At 43.4% G+C, this 21,130-nt stretch carries 21 protein-coding genes; 9 read left to right on the plus strand and 12 right to left on the minus strand.

From position 1 onward, the window contains the following. The first annotated feature begins 346 nt into the window (after nt 1-346). Together EWV66_RS02725 and EWV66_RS02730 are read left to right on the plus strand one after the other, a co-directional pair. Complete coding sequence (locus EWV66_RS02725) at nt 347-610, plus strand: type II toxin-antitoxin system Phd/YefM family antitoxin (protein ID WP_002756068.1); 264 nt, start codon at nt 347-349, stop codon at nt 608-610. Next, nucleotides 610-864 carry a type II toxin-antitoxin system RelE family toxin gene (locus EWV66_RS02730; RefSeq protein WP_052276585.1) on the plus strand — a complete coding sequence of 85 codons (255 nt, stop codon included), beginning with the start codon at nt 610-612 and terminating at the stop codon, nt 862-864. The genes EWV66_RS02725 and EWV66_RS02730 overlap by 1 nt, the downstream gene beginning before the upstream one ends. Before the next feature lie 343 nt (nt 865-1,207). On the opposite strand, the gene EWV66_RS02735 is transcribed toward EWV66_RS02730, so the two are convergent. Beyond that, nucleotides 1,208-2,401, minus strand: a complete 1,194-nt coding sequence (locus EWV66_RS02735; RefSeq protein ID WP_287107785.1) for a Coenzyme F420 hydrogenase/dehydrogenase, beta subunit C-terminal domain — start codon at nt 2,399-2,401, stop codon at nt 1,208-1,210. Between the two features lie 115 nt (nt 2,402-2,516). Continuing rightward, complete coding sequence (locus EWV66_RS02740) at nt 2,517-3,434, minus strand: histone deacetylase family protein (protein ID WP_052276586.1); 918 nt, start codon at nt 3,432-3,434, stop codon at nt 2,517-2,519. 278 nt (nt 3,435-3,712) lie between these two features. On the opposite strand from EWV66_RS02740, the gene EWV66_RS02745 reads away from it, so the two are divergent. Both EWV66_RS02745 and EWV66_RS02750 read left to right on the plus strand, forming a co-directional pair. Continuing rightward, nucleotides 3,713-4,594, plus strand: a complete 882-nt coding sequence (locus EWV66_RS02745) for an alpha/beta fold hydrolase (protein ID WP_287107784.1) — start codon at nt 3,713-3,715, stop codon at nt 4,592-4,594. Nucleotides 4,595-4,759: 165 nt separating this feature from the next. Next, a complete protein-coding gene (locus tag EWV66_RS02750) occupies nt 4,760-5,698 on the plus strand; it encodes a glycosyltransferase family 2 protein (protein WP_287107787.1) in 939 nt (312 codons plus the stop codon). Between the two features lie 64 nt (nt 5,699-5,762). Here EWV66_RS02750 and EWV66_RS02755 read toward each other — a convergent pair whose 3' ends face one another. The 3 genes from EWV66_RS02755 to EWV66_RS02765 form a co-directional block, all read right to left on the minus strand. Then, on the minus strand, nt 5,763-6,002 hold the full coding sequence (locus EWV66_RS02755; RefSeq protein ID WP_287107783.1) for a hypothetical protein: 240 nt from the start codon (nt 6,000-6,002) through the stop codon (nt 5,763-5,765). Then, nucleotides 5,974-7,398 carry an ammonium transporter gene (locus EWV66_RS02760; protein WP_287107782.1) on the minus strand — a complete coding sequence of 475 codons (1,425 nt, stop codon included), beginning with the start codon at nt 7,396-7,398 and terminating at the stop codon, nt 5,974-5,976. Before EWV66_RS02760 ends, EWV66_RS02755 begins: the two co-directional genes overlap by 29 nt. Before the next feature lie 174 nt (nt 7,399-7,572). Continuing rightward, entirely contained in the window at nt 7,573-9,009 is a 1,437-nt protein-coding gene (locus tag EWV66_RS02765; RefSeq protein WP_287107781.1) for an ammonium transporter, read from the minus strand. 532 nt (nt 9,010-9,541) lie between these two features. Here EWV66_RS02765 and ribD point away from each other — a divergent pair. The 4 genes from ribD to EWV66_RS02785 all read left to right on the plus strand — a co-directional run bounded on the left by ribD (nt 9,542) and on the right by EWV66_RS02785 (nt 15,396). Next, nucleotides 9,542-10,639 carry a bifunctional diaminohydroxyphosphoribosylaminopyrimidine deaminase/5-amino-6-(5-phosphoribosylamino)uracil reductase RibD gene (ribD, locus tag EWV66_RS02770; RefSeq protein WP_287107780.1) on the plus strand — a complete coding sequence of 366 codons (1,098 nt, stop codon included), beginning with the start codon at nt 9,542-9,544 and terminating at the stop codon, nt 10,637-10,639. Nucleotides 10,640-10,877: 238 nt separating this feature from the next. After that, nucleotides 10,878-12,851, plus strand: coding sequence for a molecular chaperone HtpG (gene htpG, locus EWV66_RS02775; RefSeq protein ID WP_072926061.1), 1,974 nt, complete (start codon nt 10,878-10,880; stop codon nt 12,849-12,851). A gap of 461 nt (nt 12,852-13,312) precedes the next feature. Further along, nucleotides 13,313-14,815, plus strand: a complete 1,503-nt coding sequence (locus EWV66_RS02780; RefSeq protein WP_287107779.1) for a DEAD/DEAH box helicase — start codon at nt 13,313-13,315, stop codon at nt 14,813-14,815. Between the two features lie 230 nt (nt 14,816-15,045). Next, nucleotides 15,046-15,396 carry a 4a-hydroxytetrahydrobiopterin dehydratase gene (locus EWV66_RS02785; RefSeq protein WP_002762185.1) on the plus strand — a complete coding sequence of 117 codons (351 nt, stop codon included), beginning with the start codon at nt 15,046-15,048 and terminating at the stop codon, nt 15,394-15,396. Here EWV66_RS02785 and EWV66_RS02790 read toward each other — a convergent pair. Together EWV66_RS02790 and EWV66_RS02795 are read right to left on the minus strand one after the other, a co-directional pair. Continuing rightward, nucleotides 15,393-16,271, minus strand: a complete 879-nt coding sequence (locus EWV66_RS02790) for an NAD(P)-dependent oxidoreductase (protein ID WP_287107778.1) — start codon at nt 16,269-16,271, stop codon at nt 15,393-15,395. The two genes, EWV66_RS02785 and EWV66_RS02790, sit on opposite strands and share 4 nt — an antisense overlap. A gap of 134 nt (nt 16,272-16,405) precedes the next feature. Beyond that, nucleotides 16,406-18,421: a BRCT domain-containing protein gene (locus EWV66_RS02795; RefSeq protein ID WP_287107777.1), complete on the minus strand. Its 2,016-nt coding sequence runs from the start codon at nt 18,419-18,421 to the stop codon at nt 16,406-16,408. Between the two features lie 466 nt (nt 18,422-18,887). Between EWV66_RS02795 and EWV66_RS02800 the strand changes: the two genes are divergently transcribed. After that, a complete protein-coding gene (locus tag EWV66_RS02800; RefSeq protein WP_287107776.1) occupies nt 18,888-19,511 on the plus strand; it encodes a DUF3782 domain-containing protein in 624 nt (207 codons plus the stop codon). A gap of 182 nt (nt 19,512-19,693) precedes the next feature. Here EWV66_RS02800 and EWV66_RS02805 read toward each other — a convergent pair whose 3' ends face one another. The 5 genes from EWV66_RS02805 to EWV66_RS02825 form a co-directional block, all read right to left on the minus strand. After that, nucleotides 19,694-19,879, minus strand: coding sequence for a type II toxin-antitoxin system HicA family toxin (locus EWV66_RS02805; protein ID WP_002735013.1), 186 nt, complete (start codon nt 19,877-19,879; stop codon nt 19,694-19,696). Further along, a complete protein-coding gene (locus EWV66_RS02810; protein ID WP_002734968.1) occupies nt 19,876-20,100 on the minus strand; it encodes a type II toxin-antitoxin system HicB family antitoxin in 225 nt (74 codons plus the stop codon). The genes EWV66_RS02805 and EWV66_RS02810 overlap by 4 nt, the downstream gene beginning before the upstream one ends. 45 nt (nt 20,101-20,145) lie before the next feature. Then, nucleotides 20,146-20,394 (minus strand): DUF433 domain-containing protein, encoded by a 249-nt coding sequence (locus tag EWV66_RS02815; RefSeq protein ID WP_052276594.1) that lies wholly within the window; start codon nt 20,392-20,394, stop codon nt 20,146-20,148. Nucleotides 20,395-20,557: 163 nt separating this feature from the next. Then, the gene (locus EWV66_RS02820) at nt 20,558-20,782 is read right to left on the minus strand and encodes a type II toxin-antitoxin system HicB family antitoxin (protein WP_287107775.1); all 225 of its coding nucleotides are present in this window, start codon (nt 20,780-20,782) and stop codon (nt 20,558-20,560) included. Nucleotides 20,783-20,926: 144 nt separating this feature from the next. Further along, a complete protein-coding gene (locus tag EWV66_RS02825; RefSeq protein ID WP_287107774.1) occupies nt 20,927-21,073 on the minus strand; it encodes a hypothetical protein in 147 nt (48 codons plus the stop codon). Nucleotides 21,074-21,130: the final 57 nt, after the last annotated feature.

The raw sequence follows: 21,130 nt of genomic DNA on the forward strand, positions 1-21,130 counted from the left end.
ATTGACCACTGTTACATTTGGTAAATCGAGGAGTTGATCAAAATTTATCCACATAACCCACCTCCTGTTCTGTGTTACTATTATACCATGCTCACACAGAACCTAGAAGAGCCGAAAATTTAACAACATCCAGAAAAACGTTATGGTAGGGGTAATTCATGAATTACCCCTACACCTATTACCTAGTCCAGTAACCCACCACCACCATTGACAGTGATTGAATTAGTCACTGATGAACTACAATGATGGATAATTATAGGAGGATGCTGTCTGGAGTGTGATTAGGTGAGATTGTTAAATCCCTACAATAATTTTTATTATTTCATCATCAAAAAAAGGATTAATTATGATCAAAAAAATTAAAATCGCCGATGCTCAAACCGATTTACCCAGTCTCGTTAAATCGGTTACAGAAGATAACAAAATTTATGCCATTGAGAATCAGGAAGATTCTGTAATTTTGATTTCCCAAAAAAACTATGAAAGTTTACAAGAAACCATCGAATTACTATCTATTCCCGACTTAAGAGAAAGCTTACAACTATCTCTACAGCAAATTAATGAAAATGAAACCTATTCTCTTGAGGAAGTGTTGGGAGACATTGATTAATGGTTTATGAAGTCAGATTTACCAAAGAAGCTAAAAAAGATGTTGATAAGCTAACCCCTAAACTTAAGAAGAAACTGAAGTCAATTATCCAAGATACCCTGAGTATTTCTCCCTATAGTGGCAAAAAATTAGTAGGAGATTTAACGGGTTTCTACTCAATTCGCTTAAGTTATCAAGATAGAATACTTTACACCATTAATGATGAACAGAAGTTAATCTATATTCATCGTACTAAAACCCATTATGGCGAATAAACTAGACCTTGAAAATTCTTGAAAACTAGGGTCTGTAGGCGCACGGATTTTCCATTATGAATATAGTATCATGTCAAGAGGCTTTTGTCAAGAGAAAATTTAACAACATCCAGAAAAACGTGGCCGATTGTAGGGGTAATTCATGAATTACCCCTACACCTATTACCTAGTCCAGTAGGGTGCGTTAGACGGCCAAAATTTCCGCTTTGACTTGAAGCTAACAATCCGTCGTAACGCACCACCTATCATTGACTTGAGGCGAAGCATTCGGACGATAACCTATCGCTGAAACCGTAGATTTCCTATCCGAATGTTTCGCCCCTACTTTTTCAGCATACCCTAATTAATCGGGCAATTTATACTGTTCCACAATCTTTTTAGCATATTCAGGAACATGAGCCGCTAATTTTTCAGGATAATTACGTTTAACATAAAGGTAATTACGGGTAAAGTGAGAATCGATGGAAAAGCGAGCATATTCTAAACCTTTAGGCCCGATTTTTTCAATTACTACTCCCATCATTTTTGCCGCCCACATCGGCAAGGTTACACCTTTATCATAGGCGGGAATGCTATTTTGTACAGCTTGTTTTCTATCACCACTAGACATAACATCTTGGGTATCTAATTGATCTTTAACTAACTCTAACATTTCCTTGCCCGTATCATTACGAACCATAATCCATTGCCAGCCAAAAGGCGCGCCCATATAGCCCACAACCAAATCGGCAAGGGAGTTAACATAATCAAAACAAGTCATACAGGAAGGGGCAAAAACATCTTTTAATTTATTAGTTTTTAAGCCAAAAAAGGGAACCATTTCCATCGAGCCATCTTCGTGTTTAAAGTGTACCCGAAAATCCTGCATAAATTCGTAATGAACCACGGTTTCTGGGGAACGACTGGTAGTTTCTAGAAACTTTTGCAGTCCTGAGCGGGTGACATTATCGACGCAGGGAGTTCCTAAGACATATAACTTTTCTAAGCCTAATTTTTTTTCTACTGCTCTTAGGGCTTGAATTTGACAACCAACTCCGATAACTAATAACCGTTTCATGCCCGATTTTTCAATTTCTTCTAGGACTGATAAATTGGGAGAAAGAGTCGGTTTATTGACTTTAGCGGCGAGAATTTCTTCCGTGGTACGGGCGAGAATCGGCTGCGGTTGAAAGCGATCCTCGGCGGTATTCTGCACACAAACCACCCCTTCTACTAAACCACGATTGAGCATTTCACAGGCAATTGTGCTGACAATTCCTGTCCATTGCGCCCCCGGAATAGCTTGTTTTTTCTTGGCAGCCATCATATCTTGATGAACACCAAAATAGAGATCATTTTCCTGATTTAAGTCGCGACTTTTGCCGTGTGCTGCTGCTTCTAAATCGGCGATTTGTTGATTGAGAAAAGCACAAGCTTCTTTAACATAGTGAATATAATAAGTGTCACAAAGTCCGCACTCGCTACACAATTCTTTGGCAGGACGACGACTATTTGGCTTGAGGGCTTTGGCTTTTAGGTGTGGCGCAAGCGAGTTCATAATCTTAAAAGGCAACTAGGTCAAGGGTTTTTTTCTATCGATCGTTTACCTTACCGCATTCGATCGCTTTGTTACCAATCTTTTTAAAGAAATGTAACGATTACCCGGATTAGGATCAGAGCAAAGCTTCTAAGGTGGCGACGACGGAAGCCGCTAAAGCTTCTAAATCATAACCGCCTTCTAAGCCGAAAAGCAGCGGTTTATCGAGAGTTAAGAGGTATTTCGTTAAAATTCCATAATCTTGTGGGTGTAGACAAATGCCCGCCAGAGGATCCGCTTGATTGGCATCATATCCAGCACTAACAATCACTAAATCCGGTTGAAAATTTTTCAGAAAAGGTATGACTTGCCCCTCAAAATGTTCTTGATAATCTTTAATGGTACTCCCCGCCAGTAAGGGAATATTCAAAACATTATTAAACTCACCTTTTTCTCTCGCTTCTCCCGTGCCGGGATAAAAGGGGAATTGATGGAGGGAACAATAGGCAATCTGGGGATGATTTTCAACTATATCCTGGGTGCCATTGCCGTGATGTACGTCCCAATCAAGAATCGCTACTTTTTGCACTCTTTTGTTTTCTAAAGCATAATAAGCGGCAATAGCAGCATTAGAAAACAGACAGAAACCCATGCCATAATTAGAAGTGGCATGATGCCCAGGAGGACGGGCTAAAATAAAGGCAGGATCGCCGGTGGATAAGACTCGATCGACTCCATCTAACCAGCCACTAACCGCTAGTAACGCCACATCGTAACTACGGGCAGAAACGGGAGTATCTGCATCCAATCTTCCCCCACCCTGTTGACAAATTCGCCGCAATATATCAACATAATCTTGATTATGAACTTGTTTAATCAAAGGGATTACTTCGTCACGAATTTCGATCGGTGTCGGTAAATGCCATGTTAATTTTGACTGCCATTCTGTTTGTTTTAAAGCCTCGACAATTGCCGTTAAACGCGCCGCTTTTTCGGGATGGTAAATACCTGTATCGTGATCGAGAAATTCATCGGAATAGATAATCGAGATCATAATCAAATTACTGCTTAAGTAGCTGGTTATAATTAAATTGAAGATAGATTTTGGGTTCGATCCCCCCTGCCCCCCTTATTAAGGGGGGTGCCGATAGGCGGGGGGATCTGACAGTTTTTAACACCTAACTGCTTAACTCGTTGATTTTTGAGCAACCTAATAGTTTTAATCTACCAGAAAAGCAGCGGCTTGAGCGGCTATAGTGAAAAAACTTTACTGATTGGGTCACTTTTGCCAGATGATGCAATTATCTTTCCCCAAGGTGACAGGAGGCAAAAATGCTGACAAATTTTCGGAAATTTCAGCTAGAAGTTAATGACATTACTATCAATGGTGTCAAAGGTGGGCGCGGTTTTCCGCTGCTTTTGCTTCATGGTTATCCCCAAACCCATCAAATGTGGCATAAAATCGCCCCCCGATTAGCGGCTAATTTTACGGTGATCGCCACGGATCTGCGCGGCTATGGGGATAGCGATAAACCCTTACCCCTAGAGGATTCTAGCAATTACTGCAAGCGAGTCATGGCCCTCGATCAGGTATTGCTGATGGAAAAATTGGGTTATCAGGAGTTTTATCTAATCGGCCACGATCGAGGGGCGCGAGTTTCCCACCGTCTCGCCCTTGATTTTCCCAAAAAGGTCAAAAAACTCGTTTTACTCGATATAGCACCAACGATGGCGATGTACGATGCGACTGATAAAACTTTTGCCACTGCCTACTATCATTGGTTTTTCTTGATTCAGCCTTCTCCTTTTCCCGAAACCCTGATCGCCGCTAATCCCGATTATTATCTGCAACATTGCTTGCAAAGTTGGGGTCGAGATTTTAGCGCTTTTACAGAGGAAGCTTTGGGGGAATATCGGCGTTGTTTTCGAGATTTAAGGACGATAACCGCCACCTGTGCCGATTATCGGGCCGCCGCTACCATCGATTTAGAGCATGATCGTCAGGATTTAGACCGGAAAATTTCCTCTCCCCTCTTGGTTCTTTGGGGAAAAAAAGGTTTCATTGCACGTCAATACGATGTGATCGCTCTTTGGCAGCAGCGAGCTAATCAAGTCACTGGACAGGCGATCGCCAGCGGTCATTTTTTACCAGAAGAAGCACCAAAAGAGACGGGACAGGCGATCGAGGATTTTCTTCCGAATTCTCTGAGTTAAGTAGGGAGGCACAATTATTTGTAGGATGGGTTAGCGGTAGCGTAACCCATGCGGGAGTTGGGTTTCATGGTTCAACCCAACCTACGTTCATCTTATATTTAATTCCACCCACCTACTTAGGAGTCAGATTTTTCAATCAATTACTGGTCAAATATTATTATGCAAATGCTAAAATATTCCCTGATCGTCCCCATCTATAACGAGGAAGAAACTATTGCCGAACTATATCGCCGGGTGAGTGCCATCATGAATAATTTAGATGGGGAGGTAGAATTAATCCTAGTAAATGATGGTAGTAAAGATAGTTCCTTAAAACTGCTGCGAGAACTGCACCAAGCTGATTCACGAGTGTGTTATATCAGTTTCGCCCGCAATTTTGGTCATCAAGCGGCCGTAACTGCTGGACTTAATTTTTGCCGAGGACAAGTAATTATTGTTTTGGATGCCGACCTGCAAGATCCACCTGAATTAATTCCCCAAATGATTGAAAAATGGCAAGAGGGTTATCAAGTAGTTTATGCCCAAAGAACCAAAAGAAAACAAGAAAGTTGGTTTAAAAAACTGACGGCCTATCTCTTTTATCGTTTGCTTAAAAGACTCGCTGATGTGGATATTCCCGCCGATACAGGAGACTTTTGTTTAATGGATCGTCAGGTGGTAGATCTATTAAATTCTCTCCCAGAAAGAAATCGTTATATTCGTGGGTTGCGCGCTTGGATTGGCTTTCCACAAACTGCGGTTAAATTTGAGCGGGATGCGCGCTTTGCTGGGGAAGTAAAATATACCTTTAGCAAATCATTATCTTTAGCTATTAATAGCCTAGTATCTTTTTCCCGTGTCCCCTTACGTTTTGCCACCTATCTAGGATTATTTTCTGCCCTGATATCTTTGATTATGGCTCTGTTAGTATTATATTGGCGTTTACAGCAACCCGACTCACCGATCACGGGTTTTGCCACGATTATGATCGCTATATTTTTTCTGGGTTCTGTACAGCTAATTAGCATCGGAATACTAGGAGAATATATCGGCAGAATTTACGAGGAAGTTAAAGGCAGACCCACCTACACAATTGCTGAGTTAGCTGGCTTACAAATTTCTTGATTATTGTCAGTAGGAATCGCTAATTTTTTGCTGTTTTGCCCATCTAGATAAAACTTGATCCTCCCTAGCGATCGCTACTCATGCGGCCTTGGCGGAGAGTTTTTGGGTCTTGGAGAATCTCTGGACAATAACGATCGAGCATTCTTTGCCAGCGACGGACAGGATCACAATCCCCGGTGACAGAGACAAGACGACCAAAAACGTAATTTTTTAGCCCAGTTTCACAGAGACGAAATTTCACCTCTGTTAGCTGGACTGATAGCTGATTGGAATCGCTAATAATTTTCTTGCGGATTTGTGGCACCAGGATTTTCTTGGTAGGAAAAGCTGTTACCAAACTCGAATTCTTGTCCGTAGGCTTCCTCTCCGTGTTCAGGAACATCTAACCCTTCTGCTTCCGTATTCGGTTTAACCCGCAGCTCCATAAATAGACTGAGAACTTTCAGGATAACAAAAGTACCCACGGCAGCAAAGATATAAGTAGCGGCAACGCCAACAAATTGCGTCCAGACTAAGCCGGGGTTGCCAAATAGTAAACCGTCATTACCCAAGGAATTAACCGATTTAGTGGCAAAAACCCCCGTAAGCAGCGCCCCTACCGTCCCACCCACACCATGGACGGGATAGGTATCCAAAGAATCATCAAAGCGCAATTTTGCCCGCAGACTAACCGCAAAAAAACAGGTAAGGGCAGTGATCGAACCAATGAGAATCGCCCCGATTGGCAGCACATAACCGGCAGCGGGAGTAATACCCACTAATCCCCCTAAAAATCCACTAGCAATACCGATCGCCGTCGGTTTACCCCGTAAAATCCATTCTATAAGCATCCATGTCAAACCACCAGCCGAAGCGGCGATACTGGTATTAACAAAAGCTGTCGTGGCTAGGGAACTAGAGGAAAGTGCGCTACCACCATTAAAACCAAACCAACCGAACCAGAGTAAACCGATACCTAGGAGAACAAAAGGCACATTATGGGGTGCATAGGCTTGGACACCAAAACTACGCCGCGGACCGATCATCCAGGCGGCCACCAGTGCGGAAATCCCGGAACTAATGTGAACAACGGTTCCACCGGCGAAATCCAGCGCCCCAGTGGCCGCCAACCAACCCTTACCCCAAACCCAGTGAGCTAGGGGAGAATAGATAAAGGTGGACCAAAGCAGTAAAAACCAAAAATAGGCTTTAAAGTTGACCCGTTCCACGATCGCACCCGAAATTAAAGCCGGGGTGATGATCGCAAACATCATCTGATAGACCATAAACACTTGATGGGGAACGGTGGGAGCATAGCCGGTGCTATCGGGCGCGGTGGCCGTGACACCGTTGAGAAAAACCCAATCCAGACCACCGATAAAAGCTTCAATTCCTTCCCCAAAGCCACTTTTACCCGGGGTAACATCAAAAGCGAGACTATAACCCCAAAGCACCCAAGTTACACCGATGACACCCATGGCCACCAAACTCATCATCATGGTGTTGAGGACGTTACGGGAACGCACTAAACCCCCATAAAAAAAAGCCAGTCCGGGGGTCATTAATAAAACTAAAGCTGAGGAGATCAGCATCCAAGCGGTATCCCCAGAACTAATCGGATTGGGGGGAGCGGCGGCGATGGTTTCCGCAAAAACCGGGGCAACTCCGCAATTGAATCCCAGTCCCAGCAAAAGTATGGTTATTCCTACGATCTTTTTCATTGTCGGTTGGTGGTTAGTAGCAAGATTATTTTTTTCTGTCTGGAAAGAGACAAAAACCGAAAGAGAAAAGGTTTAGAAGGCAATTATAGCCACCGATCGCATCAGGGCGAGGCCTTCTTCCTTTTCTCTTTAACTTTGTCGGGGATCAATTAATCTATCTTTATAAGGTTTACCCTAACGAGTGCTAGGCGTTTCCATGTCAACAGTAGAAGCATAATAGCCACCGGCAACGATATCGGACTCCTTGACGAAACCGCTATAGGCTTCCATCCCGTGTTCACCCACATCCAGACCTTCTAATTCTTCTTCGGGAGTAACACGAATACCGAGGGTAGCCTTGAGGATTGTCCAAACAATACCACTAACAATCACGGTAAATGCCCCTACTGCCACAATTCCGATAATTTGGTTAATAAACAGTTGCAATTGACCGGTGATTAAACCCGCATCTTTGTTGAAGATACCCACGGCTAAGGTTCCAAACACACCACAGACGAGGTGAACGGAAGTCGCACCCACCGGGTCATCAATTTTCAGGTTATCGAAGAAAGCCACCGAGTAAACCACGACCACACCGGCAATTAAACCGATAATTAAGGCCGACCAATAGGATACACCATCACAACCGGCGGTAACGGCTACTAAACCAGCCAGAATACCGTTAATAATCATTGAAAGGTCGGGTTTACCATCTTTCGCCCATGCGGTCAAGGTAGCGGCAATGCCACCTGCAGCCCCGGCGAGGTTAGTGGTGACAGCGATATAGGGTACAGTTTCATTAACTGCCAAAGTAGAGCCGGGGTTAAAACCGAACCAGCCAATCCAGAGAATTAAACAACCCAGGGTCGCGATACTCATGTTATGGCCGGGTAAGGCACTGGTGCGACCGTTGATGTATTTACCCATTCTCGGGCCGAGAATTGCCGCCCCGGTTAAAGCAGACCAACCACCCACCGAGTGAACCACCGTCGAACCGGCGAAGTCTTTAAAACCAAGGTCAGCTAACCAACCGCCACCCCAAACCCAGTGACCAGTGATCGGGTACATGATACCGACGATAATTAAGCTAAAAACGAGGAAATCGACGAATTTAATCCGTTCTGCCACCGCCCCAGATACAATGGTTGCCGCCGTTCCCGCGAAAGCTACTTGGAACAGGAAGAACACCGAGGTGGGCAAAGAGGCAGGCATAACGTAGGTGGCGGGATCGCTACTGCTAAGGAACCAGCCTCCTGTACCGAAAAATTCGTTACTGACAGACCCAAACATCAGGGAGAAACCGATCGCCCAAAATGATATGGTGGAGAGGGCGAAAACGATCAGGTTTTTGGCCAGAACGTTAACGGCGTTTTTCTGACGACAGAATCCCGTTTCTAGCATCGCAAAACCCGCATTCATAAAGATCACGAGGATGGCGGCAATTAAAACCCAGATTGTATTAAGGGCGTTTTGGACATCTTCGGGGGTTAGGGGTTTCGCATCTTGGGCCTGTACGGCTGTGTTCCAAACCACGAAAATAATCGCGGACAAAGGAACACAGGCTAACCAGACAGGGTTAATTTTCGGTAATAAACCGACAAGTTCCCCAGATTTTCGAGCAATTCGTTTCATCGTTAATTCGTTTACTTTTTTGAGTTAGTAGGTCGATTCATTACTGTTGAAAATAATCACCGAGCAATTATGTCCGTTCAACCGCTAAATCCTAGGAACAGGGGTTAATCATTTCAGAAGACCAAACACCTAGGGATTTATCTTGAGGTGTGAGTAGTCAATGTTTTTTGATCTTTGTTTTTTTTTATTTGAGATTTCTGTATCCTCTGATACGTTTCACTTTAAAATAACAATAGTAGATAAGTTATCAGTTATCAGATGTGAGTTTTCAGTTAGAAAGGGGATATAGGGATTTAGGGGTTTAGGAATTTAGGGGTTTAGGGGTTTAGGGAAATTTCAGCCAAATGCCCCACTACCCCACTACCCCCCGCAACGCGCACGAAGTGACCACCCCACACCCCACACCCCATCACCTCATCACCTCATCACCCCCATCTCCCAATTCATAATTTATAATTTATAATTCCCACTGATCACTGATTACTGTTTACTGATCACTGATAAAGTCTCCCCTCCTTTGGAGAAATCAACCATGGACCGGGCAACGGAATTCGATCGCAAAATGATGCAAAGATGTCTAACCCTTGCTAGGCAAGCCTTGGGGCGGACTTCTCCTAATCCTTTGGTGGGTTCTGTGATTGTTCAAGAGGGTATAATTATCGGCGAAGGTTTTCACCCAGGGGCCGGACAACCTCATGCAGAAGTTTTTGCCCTGAGACAGGCAGCAGAAAAAGCGCGTGGTGCCACTTTATACGTCAATCTCGAACCCTGTAACCACTATGGACGTACTCCCCCCTGTAGCGAGGCAATTGTGCAAGCAGGCATTAAAAAAGTGGTGGTAGGGATGATCGATCCTAATCCCCTGGTGGCGGGGAAAGGCATTCAAAGATTAGCATCGGTAGGCATCGAGACGCTGGTGGGGGTGGAGGAGTCCGAATGTCGTCAACTCAATCAGGGTTTTATCCATCGCATCACCGCTAAAAAACCCTTCGGTATCCTCAAATATGCCATGACTCTCGATGGCAAAATTGCCGCTACTAGCGGTCATAGCGCTTGGATTACTAGCCCCGCTTCTCGCCAAATAGTCCATCAACTGCGATCGGCCTGTGATGCGATTATCGTCGGCGGTAGCACTGTCCGTCAAGATAATCCCCACCTCACCACTCACGGCCTCTCCGATCATAATCCCCTGCGCGTGGTCATGACTCGATCGCTCGATTTACCCCCCTCCGCCCATCTTTGGGATACCAGTCAATTTCCCACCCTTGTTTATACACAAATTGATGCTAATGTCAAGCTTAAGCAACAATTATTAACAAAAGGCGTGGAAGTGATCGAACTAACCGAGGTGACACCCACTTTAGTGATGGAAAATCTTGATCAAAGGGGATTTTGTCAGGTTCTGTGGGAGTGCGGCGGCGGTTTAAGCGCAGCTGCGATCGCTGAGGGCATGGTACAAAAAATTATCGCTTTTATTGCGCCCAAAATCATCGGGGGAATTAATGCACCTACTGCCGTGGGTGATTTAGGTTTCCAGTTAATGAGCCAAGCTTTACAGTTAGAAAATGTCACGGTTAATTATCTCAATCCCGATATTTTGATTGAGGGATATCTGCAAAGTGAAAAGTAGAGCTACTGCAATTCTGGCTCAATCGGCAAATCTCAACCAACCGCTTGTAAAAGTCAAAAAGTCATCAATAAACCCGATTTTTGCGCTCGAGTTCCAGAAATCGCCCTGCTGCCGTCAACTCCCTTTATCGGTACGGTTATCCCCCTAGAGGAAGTTGGGCAATCGCTCTGTGATCAGTGCTGCCATTATCGAGCAGAATAAAAAAGTTAGAATAGTCAAGCCCTTAGTGATTGAACGTATGACGGTACTCGAAAAAGGTAATATCACGATTCATACCGAGAATATCTTCCCTATTATCAAAAAATCCCTCTACACTGACCATGAAATTTTTCTGCGGGAATTGATATCAAATAGTGTTGATGCCATCTCGAAATTAAAAATGGCTTCCTTAGCAGGAGAAGCGAGAGGAGAAGTCCCCGAACCAGAAATTAATCTCGCCATCGATAAAGAAAATCGTACCCTATCAATTACCGATAATGGTATCGGGATGACAGGGGAAGAAATCAAGAAATATATTAACCAAGTTGCCTTTTCCAGTGCGGAAGAATTTATCAATAAATACCAAAAATCAGCCAACGATTTAATCGGTCATTTTGGCCTAGGTTTTTATTCGGCTTTTATGGTGGCTAAAAAGGTAGAAATTGATACTCTTTCCTATCAAGAAGGTGCTACCCCTGTCCATTGGTCTTGTGATGGTTCTCCCGAGTTTGAATTAACCGATTCTTCCCGCAGCCAAATCGGCACCACTATCACCCTAACTTTAATGGATGAGGAAGGGGAATATTTAGAACCTGCCCGCATTCGCCAGTTAGTCAAAACCTACTCAGATTTTATGCCCGTTCCCATTAAAATTGATGGGGAAGTGATTAATCAACAACGGGCTTTATGGAAAGAATCTCCTCAAAATCTGACTAAAGAAGACTACCTAGAATTCTATCGTTATCTCTATCCTTTCCAAGAAGAACCTTTACTCTGGGTACATCTGAATACCGATTATCCTTTCTTGCTCAATGGCATTCTTTATTTTCCCAAACTCAGACCGGATGTGGATGTCTCAAAAGGACAATTAAAGTTATTCTGTAATCAGGTTTTTGTTAGCGATCATTGCGAGGAAATTATTCCCGATTTCCTGATACCCTTGCGAGGAGTCATCGATAGTCCAGATATTCCTTTAAATGTGTCTCGAAGTGCTTTAACCAAAGATCGCACCGTTCGCCGTATTGCCGATTTTATTGCCAAAAAAATTGCTGATCGCCTCAAATCTCTCTACAATGAAGACGCAAAAGAATATATTCGTTGTTGGGGAGATGTGGGAACTTTTATTAAATTTGGTTCCTTAAAAGAGGATAAATTTAAGCAGCAGGTAGAAGATATTTTAATCTATCGCACTACCTACAAACCCCCAGAAACTGCCGTACAAGTGGAAGTGCAAACCGCCGAAGGTGACGCATGGCAAGAAGCAACGGCGAAAACTCCCCTAGAAGCGATCGAACAGGAAGGTTATACTACTCTCAAAGCCTACCTGGAACGCCATAAAGAACGCCACGAAAATCGAGTTTTTTACTGTACCGATCCTCGTAGCCAATCCACCTACGTTGAACTCTACAAAAATCAAGGTTTAGAAATCCTTTTCTTTGATTCTTTCATCGACACTAATTACTTTATTCCTTTCCTAGAAAGAGAATACTCCGATGTGAAATTCACCCGGGTTGATTCTGAATTAGACTCGACGCTGCTCGAACAGGATCAAGCTAGTGAAATTATCGATCCCGCCAGTAATAAAACCCGGGCTGAATTAATCAAAGAAATCTTCGCCAAAGCTCTCGATAATTCTCGCATCAATATCAAAACTGAAGCCTTGAAATCTGATGATCCCCAAGCTACTCCCCCGGCAATTGTCTTACTTCCAGAAGCGATGCGACGCTTACAGGAAATGACGGCAATGATGCAACAAAAAGCTATGGCTTTCCCCGAAGAACATATTCTGATGATTAATACTAATCATCCCCTAATTCAACAGATTGTCCAGATTAGTCAGGGAAGTATTGTTACTGGTAGCGGCGAATCTCCATCGGCGCAATTAGCGAAAATGCTCTGTCAGCACGTTTATGATTTAGCTTTAATCGCTCAAAAAGGATTTGATGCCGAGGGAATGCAAGCTTTTGTGGAACGTTCCAATCGCGTTCTGACTAAGCTAACCGAAAAGATTTAATCTATTGCCAAACTTTGGCTGTTTCGATATGCTGAGAGTGTGTTAATTCACACTCTATTTTTTTAACAAGATAAATTGGCTCTCTTGACATCATGGTGTAAAGTGTTCGTAAATTTTACATTTTGGGCGCAAGCATTGCGCCCCTACATTACCCCGCATTAGTTTTTCTGTAGAGGCGTAGGGCGTAAGTCCTCCCTTAGATAAATATAAGCCATCAGCCTTGAATAAGTTATCAGTTATCAGATGTAAGTTTTCAGTTCACTTATACTGTTTACTGTTTACTGATAAGCTGTTCGTAATTTAAATTGCTTGTTGAGACGAGGCAAAAGGCAAGAGGCAAAAGGCAACAGTAAAGGGATTGGGGGGGTTCGGCTAATCTAAGAATAAGCGGTTTAAATGCGTCTTAGCTTAACTGATAACTGATAACTGATAACTGATAACTGATAACTGATAACTGAAAAATGCGCTTACCCACCCTCAAATATGAGCGAGGAACCTTAATTCTCCATCCACCACCAAAGGGGAAAAAATGGCTAGATTTTGCCACTTGGGATGATCGTATCGAAAGATTTCGCATTTTGGCCATTCATTATCGTCCTCTCGTGGAAACTCTACAGGAGGAGGGCATTAACTTCCAAGATGAAGCAAAAGCTTTTAACAATTTAGAATTAATTGCCAGTTTTGAACGGGAACCCTACCCCCACCAAACGGAAGCGTTAATCGCTTGGAAAAAATCCCAGAGAAGGGGTGTTATCGTCCTTCCCACCGCTGCCGGTAAAACCTATCTTGCCCAATTAGCTCTACAATCGACTCCCCGCAGTACCTTAATTATCGTGCCGACTATTGATTTAATGCACCAGTGGTATGCCCAGATGTTGGCGGCTTTTCCCGATGCCGAGGTGGGATTATTAGGGGGAGGTTCTAAGGATAATAGTGCTATTTTAATCGCCACCTATCAAAGTGCGGCAATTTATTCAGAAACTCTTGGCAATCGTTACGCTTTTTTGATTTTTGATGAATGTCATCATTTACCATCGGATTTCTTTCGGAAAATAGCGGAAGATTCGATCGCACCCTATCGTTTAGGTTTAACAGCAACACCGGATCGCGGTGATGGTAGTCATCAAGATTTAGATTATCTTATCGGTGCAATTGTTTATCAAAAAAGTCCCCAAGACTTGTCAGGAAAAGCCCTAGCCAATCATGAAATAATTCAAATTAAAGTGAAACTATCTGCTAAAGAACAGGAAAAATATCAAGAAGCAATTAAAATTCGCAATGATTTTTTAAGAAGAAATAATCTCAGTTTGGCTGATTTAAATGGTTGGCAAAATTTTGTCATGATTAGTGCCAGAAGTAGCGAAGGGCGCCGGGCGATGTTAGCGCACCGGGAGTCGAAGGAAATATCCTCCGGAACCCAGGGAAAATTGCGGGTTTTAGCCGAGTTAATCTGTGAACACTATCCGGAGCCAATTTTAATTTTTACCAACGATAATGCCACAGTTTACCGCATTTCCGAGAGCTTTTTAATACCTGCCATAACCCATCAAACTCCTGTGAAAGAACGCCATGAAATCCTGACCCGTTTTCGTCAGGGAGAATACAAAATTCTGGTGACTTCCCATGTTCTTAATGAAGGGGTTGATGTGCCGGAAGCACGCATCGCGATTATTTTATCGGGAACCGGTTCCACGAGGGAATATATTCAGCGTTTAGGACGGGTTTTAAGAAAAGGCCAACAAGAGGATAAACGGGCGATTTTGTATGAAGTGATAGCCGAAAATACGACAGAGGAAAAAACCTCCCAACGACGACGGGGAGAGCATAAAAATAAAACTAGCTATAAAACCGGTAATCAACAATTGGAATTATTGCCTTCTCCTCCGAAAAAATCTTTTTCTTTCCCGAAAGCTGCCGAATCTTCTACCCCTTGGGTGAGTTCTCCAGAGTCAGAGGAAGAATAAAAAATTTCTCTGGGGGATTTTCCTCTATAATAAAGGTAAGTAGGTAGGTGTTAAAAGTTGTCAGATACCCCCCTTATCAAGGGGGGCAGGGGGTATCCCCACCCCCCTTATCAAGGGGGGCAGGGGGGATCGGCACCCCCCTTATCAAGGGGGGCAGGGGGGATCAGAGGCAAAATCTATCTTCAATTTAATTATAACTACTTACTTAAAAAATCTGGATTGATACCCCTATGACCGAACTTGCTCAACAAAAATGTCAACCTTATCAATCGGGTTCTTCTCCTATCACTGCCGAGGAAATTACCGCTTTACAGGCTAAAATTCCCGATTGGAATCTCTTAGAATACGAGGGTATTCCCCGTCTGCAAAAACTCTATAAATTTGCCAATTTTCAAGGGGCAATTGCCTTTACTAATGCCGTGGGAGAAGCGGCGGAAAAAGAAGGCCATCACCCAGCTTTATTGACAGAATGGGGTAAAGTTACCGTTTCTTGGTGGACCCATGACGTGGGGGGATTACATCAAAATGATTTCATCATGGCTGCCCGTACCGATGATATTTATCGCCAACAAAAGGCCTAATCGTAGGCGCGAATCATCGCTTGGGTTCCCTGTTTAATTCCCTTGCCTTCGTCCAATTCCGCTACTACTTTAAATAGAGTTTCCGCTAAATCTGTCCCGGGCAGAATTTCCCCGGCTGTCTGGGCAGTTTCTTTGACTAATCGCAAATCTTTCAAAATATGTTCAATCATAAAAGCCGGCTGTAAATCTTGGGCGAGGATTTTTGGTCCCAAATTTTCCAACGCCCAAGAACCTGCCGCCCCCGTTTTACAGACTTCTATGACTAAATTGGGGTCTAATCCTTGAATTTTTGCCATTTTTAGAGCCTCACACAGCGCCACCATGTGAACCGCCCCCAAGACTTGATTACAGAGTTTTACTGCTTGTCCGTTGCCGATTTCGCCACACCAGCGAATAGTTTTACCCATGGCTTGAAAACAGGGCAGACAAGTCTGAAAATCCGCTTCTTTCCCCCCCACCATAATAGTTAAACTGCCGTTTTTCGCCCCAATATCGCCCCCAGAGACGGGAGCATCGAGAAAACGGAGATTATTTTCCTCTAGCTTTTTACCAATCATCCTAGCGGCTTGAGAGCCAATGGTACTCATATCCACCACCAGAGTTCCCACCGCTGCCGATTCCATGACACCCCCCGGTCCTAAAATTACCGCTTCCACGTCAGGCACATCTCCGACGCAGGTAAAGACAATCTCGGCATCCCTGACGGCGGCGGCAATATTAGAACAAATGTTCGCACCAGCTGCCCCAGCAATGGTTATCCCCGGCGCCTCTGGGGTACGATTCCAAGCATTGACAGCAAAACCTTGACGGACAAGATTAGTCGTCATCGGCGCTCCCATTACTCCTAATCCTAAAAAGGCAATTTTTTGACTCATAATTTTCGTAATTAAGGGGAAGTGGGGAAGTGGGGAAGCTGTCTCATCACCCTATCACCCCAAAACCCTATCTCCCTATCACCCTATCTCCCTATCACCCTATCTCCTGACGACCGACGACCGACGACCGACGGCTAAAATAATTCTACCATTTGCAGAAATTGGGCTTCTGAAAGGGTTTTAATGCCTAATTTTTGAGCCTTTTTGAGTTTCTCACCGGGAGCTTTACCGAGGAGAACATAATCGGTGTTCGCACTGGGGGAACCGGTAACAGTACCACCGACATTAATAATCAATGATTTCGCTTTCTCGCGACTGATTTTGCTGAAGGTTCCTAGTATAACTAGGCTTTTTCCCCTTAGGGGATTTTCGGCGGATTCTTGACTCGTCTGGACTATCTTTGCTGCGGGTTGCACTTCTAAACTTGTATCCGCAACCGGGATTTTTTCTGATGCCACCACAGGAGTCGCCTTGGCAACCACTGGGGAAGTTTCCGGTTCTTCTACTACCGGAGTTTCCTCGGCAATCACCGGGGGAGTTTCCGGTTCTTCTACTACCGGAGTCTCGCTAATAATTGCTTCCGGTTCATTAGTAGTAATAGGGGCAGTTTGTCGAGAGAAATCGTCTCTTTCTTGTTCTAGGTTTTGAATTTGAACCTCTAAAGCGGCGATTTCTTCTTGCTTAGTTGTTAACTCACTCTCAAGCTTAATTTTTTCCTTGTCTAAAGCTTTAGCCGCCGTTTTTTGGACTTCTAAATCTTGAGTTAGTTGGCGATTTTGTTGGCTTAATTCCTCGATATGACGGGAAGTTGTGGCTTCTAATTGGTCTTTTTCAGCACTTAACTGGTGTAGTTGAATCTCTAAATTAGCAATATTTTCCCGATAGGTTTCTAACTGTTGCGGTAACTGGGTTAATTCCTGTAATTGCCCTTCTAAATCAGCAATTTTTGCCTGAGAATCGGCTAATTGTTGGGGTAACTGGGTTAATTCCTCTAATTGCCCTTCTAAATCAGCAATTTTTGCCTGAGAATCGGCTAATTGTTGGGGTAACTGGGTTAATTCCTGTAATTCCCCTTCTAAATCAGCAATTTTTGCCTGAGAATCGGCTAATTGTTGGGGTAACTGGTTTAATTCCTGTAATTGCCCTTCTAAATTAGCAATTTTTTCGGCAGCAGTGGTTAATTCTGCCGATAATTCTCCTTTCTGGACTTCTAAAGCTTGTAACTCCAGTTTAGCCGCTTCGAGACGAGCGCCGAGACTGTCCTTTTCGTCGGTTATGGCCGCCACTTGAGCGACGGTTTCTTGCAGTTTTATAGTTAAATTGTCGCATTCTTGCCCTAAAGAGAGCGATCGAGTTTGACTTGCGGCTAAATCTTCGCTGAGAGACTTTTTTTCCTGTTCTAACCCGCTAATTTGACCCTGTAAGCTGGCTATTTCTTGCTGTCCTTGCTCATACTGTTCTGTTTGGTCAGCCAGATTCTGTTCTAAGGTTTGAATTTGACCTTGCCAGATGGGAATTTGGGCGGCTAAATCGCTTAATTCTTGGTTTTTATGATCTAAATCGGCCACTTTGGCCCTTAATTCCTCAGCTTTTTCTAGCTCTTGCTGTAAGAGAGCTTTATCCTGTTCTAGGGTCTGAATTTGACTATAGAGAGAGGTGGTCTGTTTTTTAGTCAAATCAAATTGACGGTTAATTTCACCTTTTTGCTGCTCTAAAGTTTGAATTTGTGCTTCTAGGCTAATAATTTGGGCTTTTTCTCGCTCTAATTGCTCCATCAAACCAGCTTTCTCCGCTTCTATTTCCTTAGCGGTGGTTTTCAGGTGTTCAATTTCACCCTCACCTATCTGGACAGCTTGCTGGAGGGACTGGAGAGAATTTTCTAAATCCGTAGCTTTGTGCTGTAATTGGGCGGAATGTTGTTCTATGTAAATTATTTTGGCGTGCAGCTGCTGATTTTCGTCTTTTAAATCTGATTGCGCCACGTCTAAACCCTTGACTTGAGCCAACAAATCTGAGTTACTTTGCTGTAATTGCGCTTGTGCGGCTAAAAGGGCGGTATTTTTGCTGACGAGACCAGAGCGCGACCAGAGGAATAGTCCTCCGAAAACAGCACTTAAACCTAATCCTTCATAAATTAATTCGTTGAGCATATCTACCCTCCTAGACAAGCGAAAAACAGTCACCTAACCGAACTGATGCGGCAATTTTGGTTATAGACCTACATCTCTACTTATATCAGTTACGGGGTACATTCGGGGGAAGGGGGGAAAAGTCACTTCTTTCACCCTGCTGTAAAAAGTGATTTAGCTATTCGCGTTATGCTAATTTGTACCTGATCCCATTCTTGGGTGATTTCCAGGTCAATTTCTTCCTGATGATCAAAATAGTAGCCCATGGCCGCATGAGCTTCGGTTGATAATTATCCATTGTCAATTGCCTATTATCCATTGACCGCGATCGCCTTTTGACCTTTGACCCCTTCCCCTTGAACTGCGATCGCTGATTAGTTGATAGTCAATAATTGATTGAAAAAACACGGATGAGAAGCTAGGGACATTTCTTCTGGGCCAAGTCGCTAGAATGGGACTAGACTCCTCAAGCTTGAAGAATCTTCCTATGTCAGACGCTGTAACGATCGCCGATATTTACAAGTTATTTGAAAGAACTGAGGCCCAATTTGCCGAGTTTCAAAAGGAAGCCGATCGCCGCAGTGCCGAAGCCGATCGCCGCAGTGCCGAAGCTGATCGCCGCAGAGAGGAAGCTAATCGCACGATGGAAGAATTAAAAAAACAGGTACAAGAAACGACCAAAGCGGTCAATAGCTTAACAACTCCTTTGTGTCTTTTTATAGAAGAAATGGTGGAGCCTGCGGTCGTGGGTTTATTTCAGGAATGGGGCATTGATGTCACCCAAACGATGAGTCGCTTGAAAAGTAAGCGTCCTGAGGCGGCAATGGAGATTGATATTGTGGCGGTGAATGGGAGCGAGTTGGTGGCTGTGGAATGTAAATCTCGACTGTCGAGGGATGATGTAGATGATTTTGTCAGCCGATTACAGCGATTTAAGGTTGCTTTCCCCCAATTTCGAGAGTTTCGGGTTTATGGGGCAGTGGCAGGCATTGAAATTGATCAGGGAATAGATGTCTATGCCTATCGGCGCGGTTTGTTTGTGATTAAGCAGTCGGGGGAAACGGTTAAAATTATCAATGATACTCAGTTTCAACCTTTGGGTTTTGCTTAAGGTGTTTAATCTCTTTTTTAAGAAGGCGTAATTTTGCGATCGCCTTTTTAATTAATAATGAATAGTTGATAATGTAAACTGTCAGGAGTCATTACGGCGGATTGTTAGTTTTATTTTATTATCCAAATTAGTAGCCGCAAACACGCACCCTACACTCTACAGCAGCTTAACAGGAGTCGCACTCATGGTTCTGGTATTTGTAAATCTCGACAAATTTTTCGCGTCAAGAATTCATTGATTTCACGATGGCGCGGAATGGCTGAAGATTTCTGATTGACACGATTTACATAAATCGTATGATTGCCGCCTTCTCTTAAGAATTCACAGCCATAAGCTTCTAAATGACGAATTAAGTTTATACGTTTCATGCAGCCCAGAAAGTAACAGACTCTCGAATCACTTCTTGTCCTTGCAGTTGCTCTTCAGCTAATATACGATTAGCTTCTAAAACTAGCTCAATTGCTTCTTCTAAATTGCTTCTAGTTTCTTCTAGAGTCTCTCCTTGAGTATTAGCTCCTGGCAATTCTTCGACAAAACCAATATAGCCTTCGGGAACTTTCTGGAATATTTTTGTTAGTTTTAGTTGCATGATTTACCTCAGAATTTTAAATTATATCACCCACCATCATTAAAGTTAGCGGTGCGTTACGGCTGCTGAAGTGAAGCTAACGATATAATCGGATACAGCCCAAGCTGCATAATTAAGAGCCTGACGAATATCTTCCTCCTCCAACTCTGGATAAGCCTCTAAGATTTCCTGAATAGATAACTGACTAGCCAACAGTTTCAAAACAAATCCTACAGTGATACGCATTCCTCGAATCATTGGCTGTCCAAGACATATTTGTGGATTAACAGTAATACGGTCTAGCTCTCTAATCACCGTGGAACTCCTGAGATAAACTCCTCCTGTATTGTTACATACAGCAATGAATGTTGAGCAAGTTTCTGCGCCGCTGCGTGTGAATTAAGCGGCGACGAGAGTAAATATGTTGCTCCGGGCTGTAAGCTTGACTCCTCGTCCTTTTTCTCATAAAGCTATCTATTCACCGCTCATGGGAAGATAAGGAATAAGTCGGTTGATTAGGGTTTTTATTCAGGGTTTGGCAATCCGTTAAGTATTGTTCAATGACGGTTTTAAAAGCTTGTTCTAGTTCATCAACGGAAAGACCATCAAAAACGATAATATCTTCTATGTTGATGACACGACCAAAAAATAAGCGATCGTTTTCATCCTGTTCAATCACAGCTTCATAGCCTTTGTATTGCATTAATTTACTCCTGCTTTAATTAAAAATTCACGAAGAGCTTTAATTTGGTATCTTTTTAGTTGTTTATAGGTTTTTCGCTGTTTTTTGTTCATTGGCTAATTATAGCTTGATTGCTAACCCAATACCTTATATGCTACAGTTTTACTACCCGCCCTCAACCATCTCCATGCCAATAACAGCATTTATCCACCAAATAACACCAATCACGGGTTGAGGTTTCGTTGAGGACATCGAGAGGGAAAAGCCTTTTTGGATATTCTGAGCGTTAGCGGTGGTTTTAGAATACACCATCTCTAGGAGCCTATCTTGCTATAATGTAAACTGTCAGGAGTCATTTTGGAAACCATC

Source organism: Microcystis sp. M_OC_Ca_00000000_C217Col (assembly GCF_007095585.1).
Classification (GTDB): Bacteria; Cyanobacteriota; Cyanobacteriia; order Cyanobacteriales; family Microcystaceae; genus Microcystis; species Microcystis panniformis.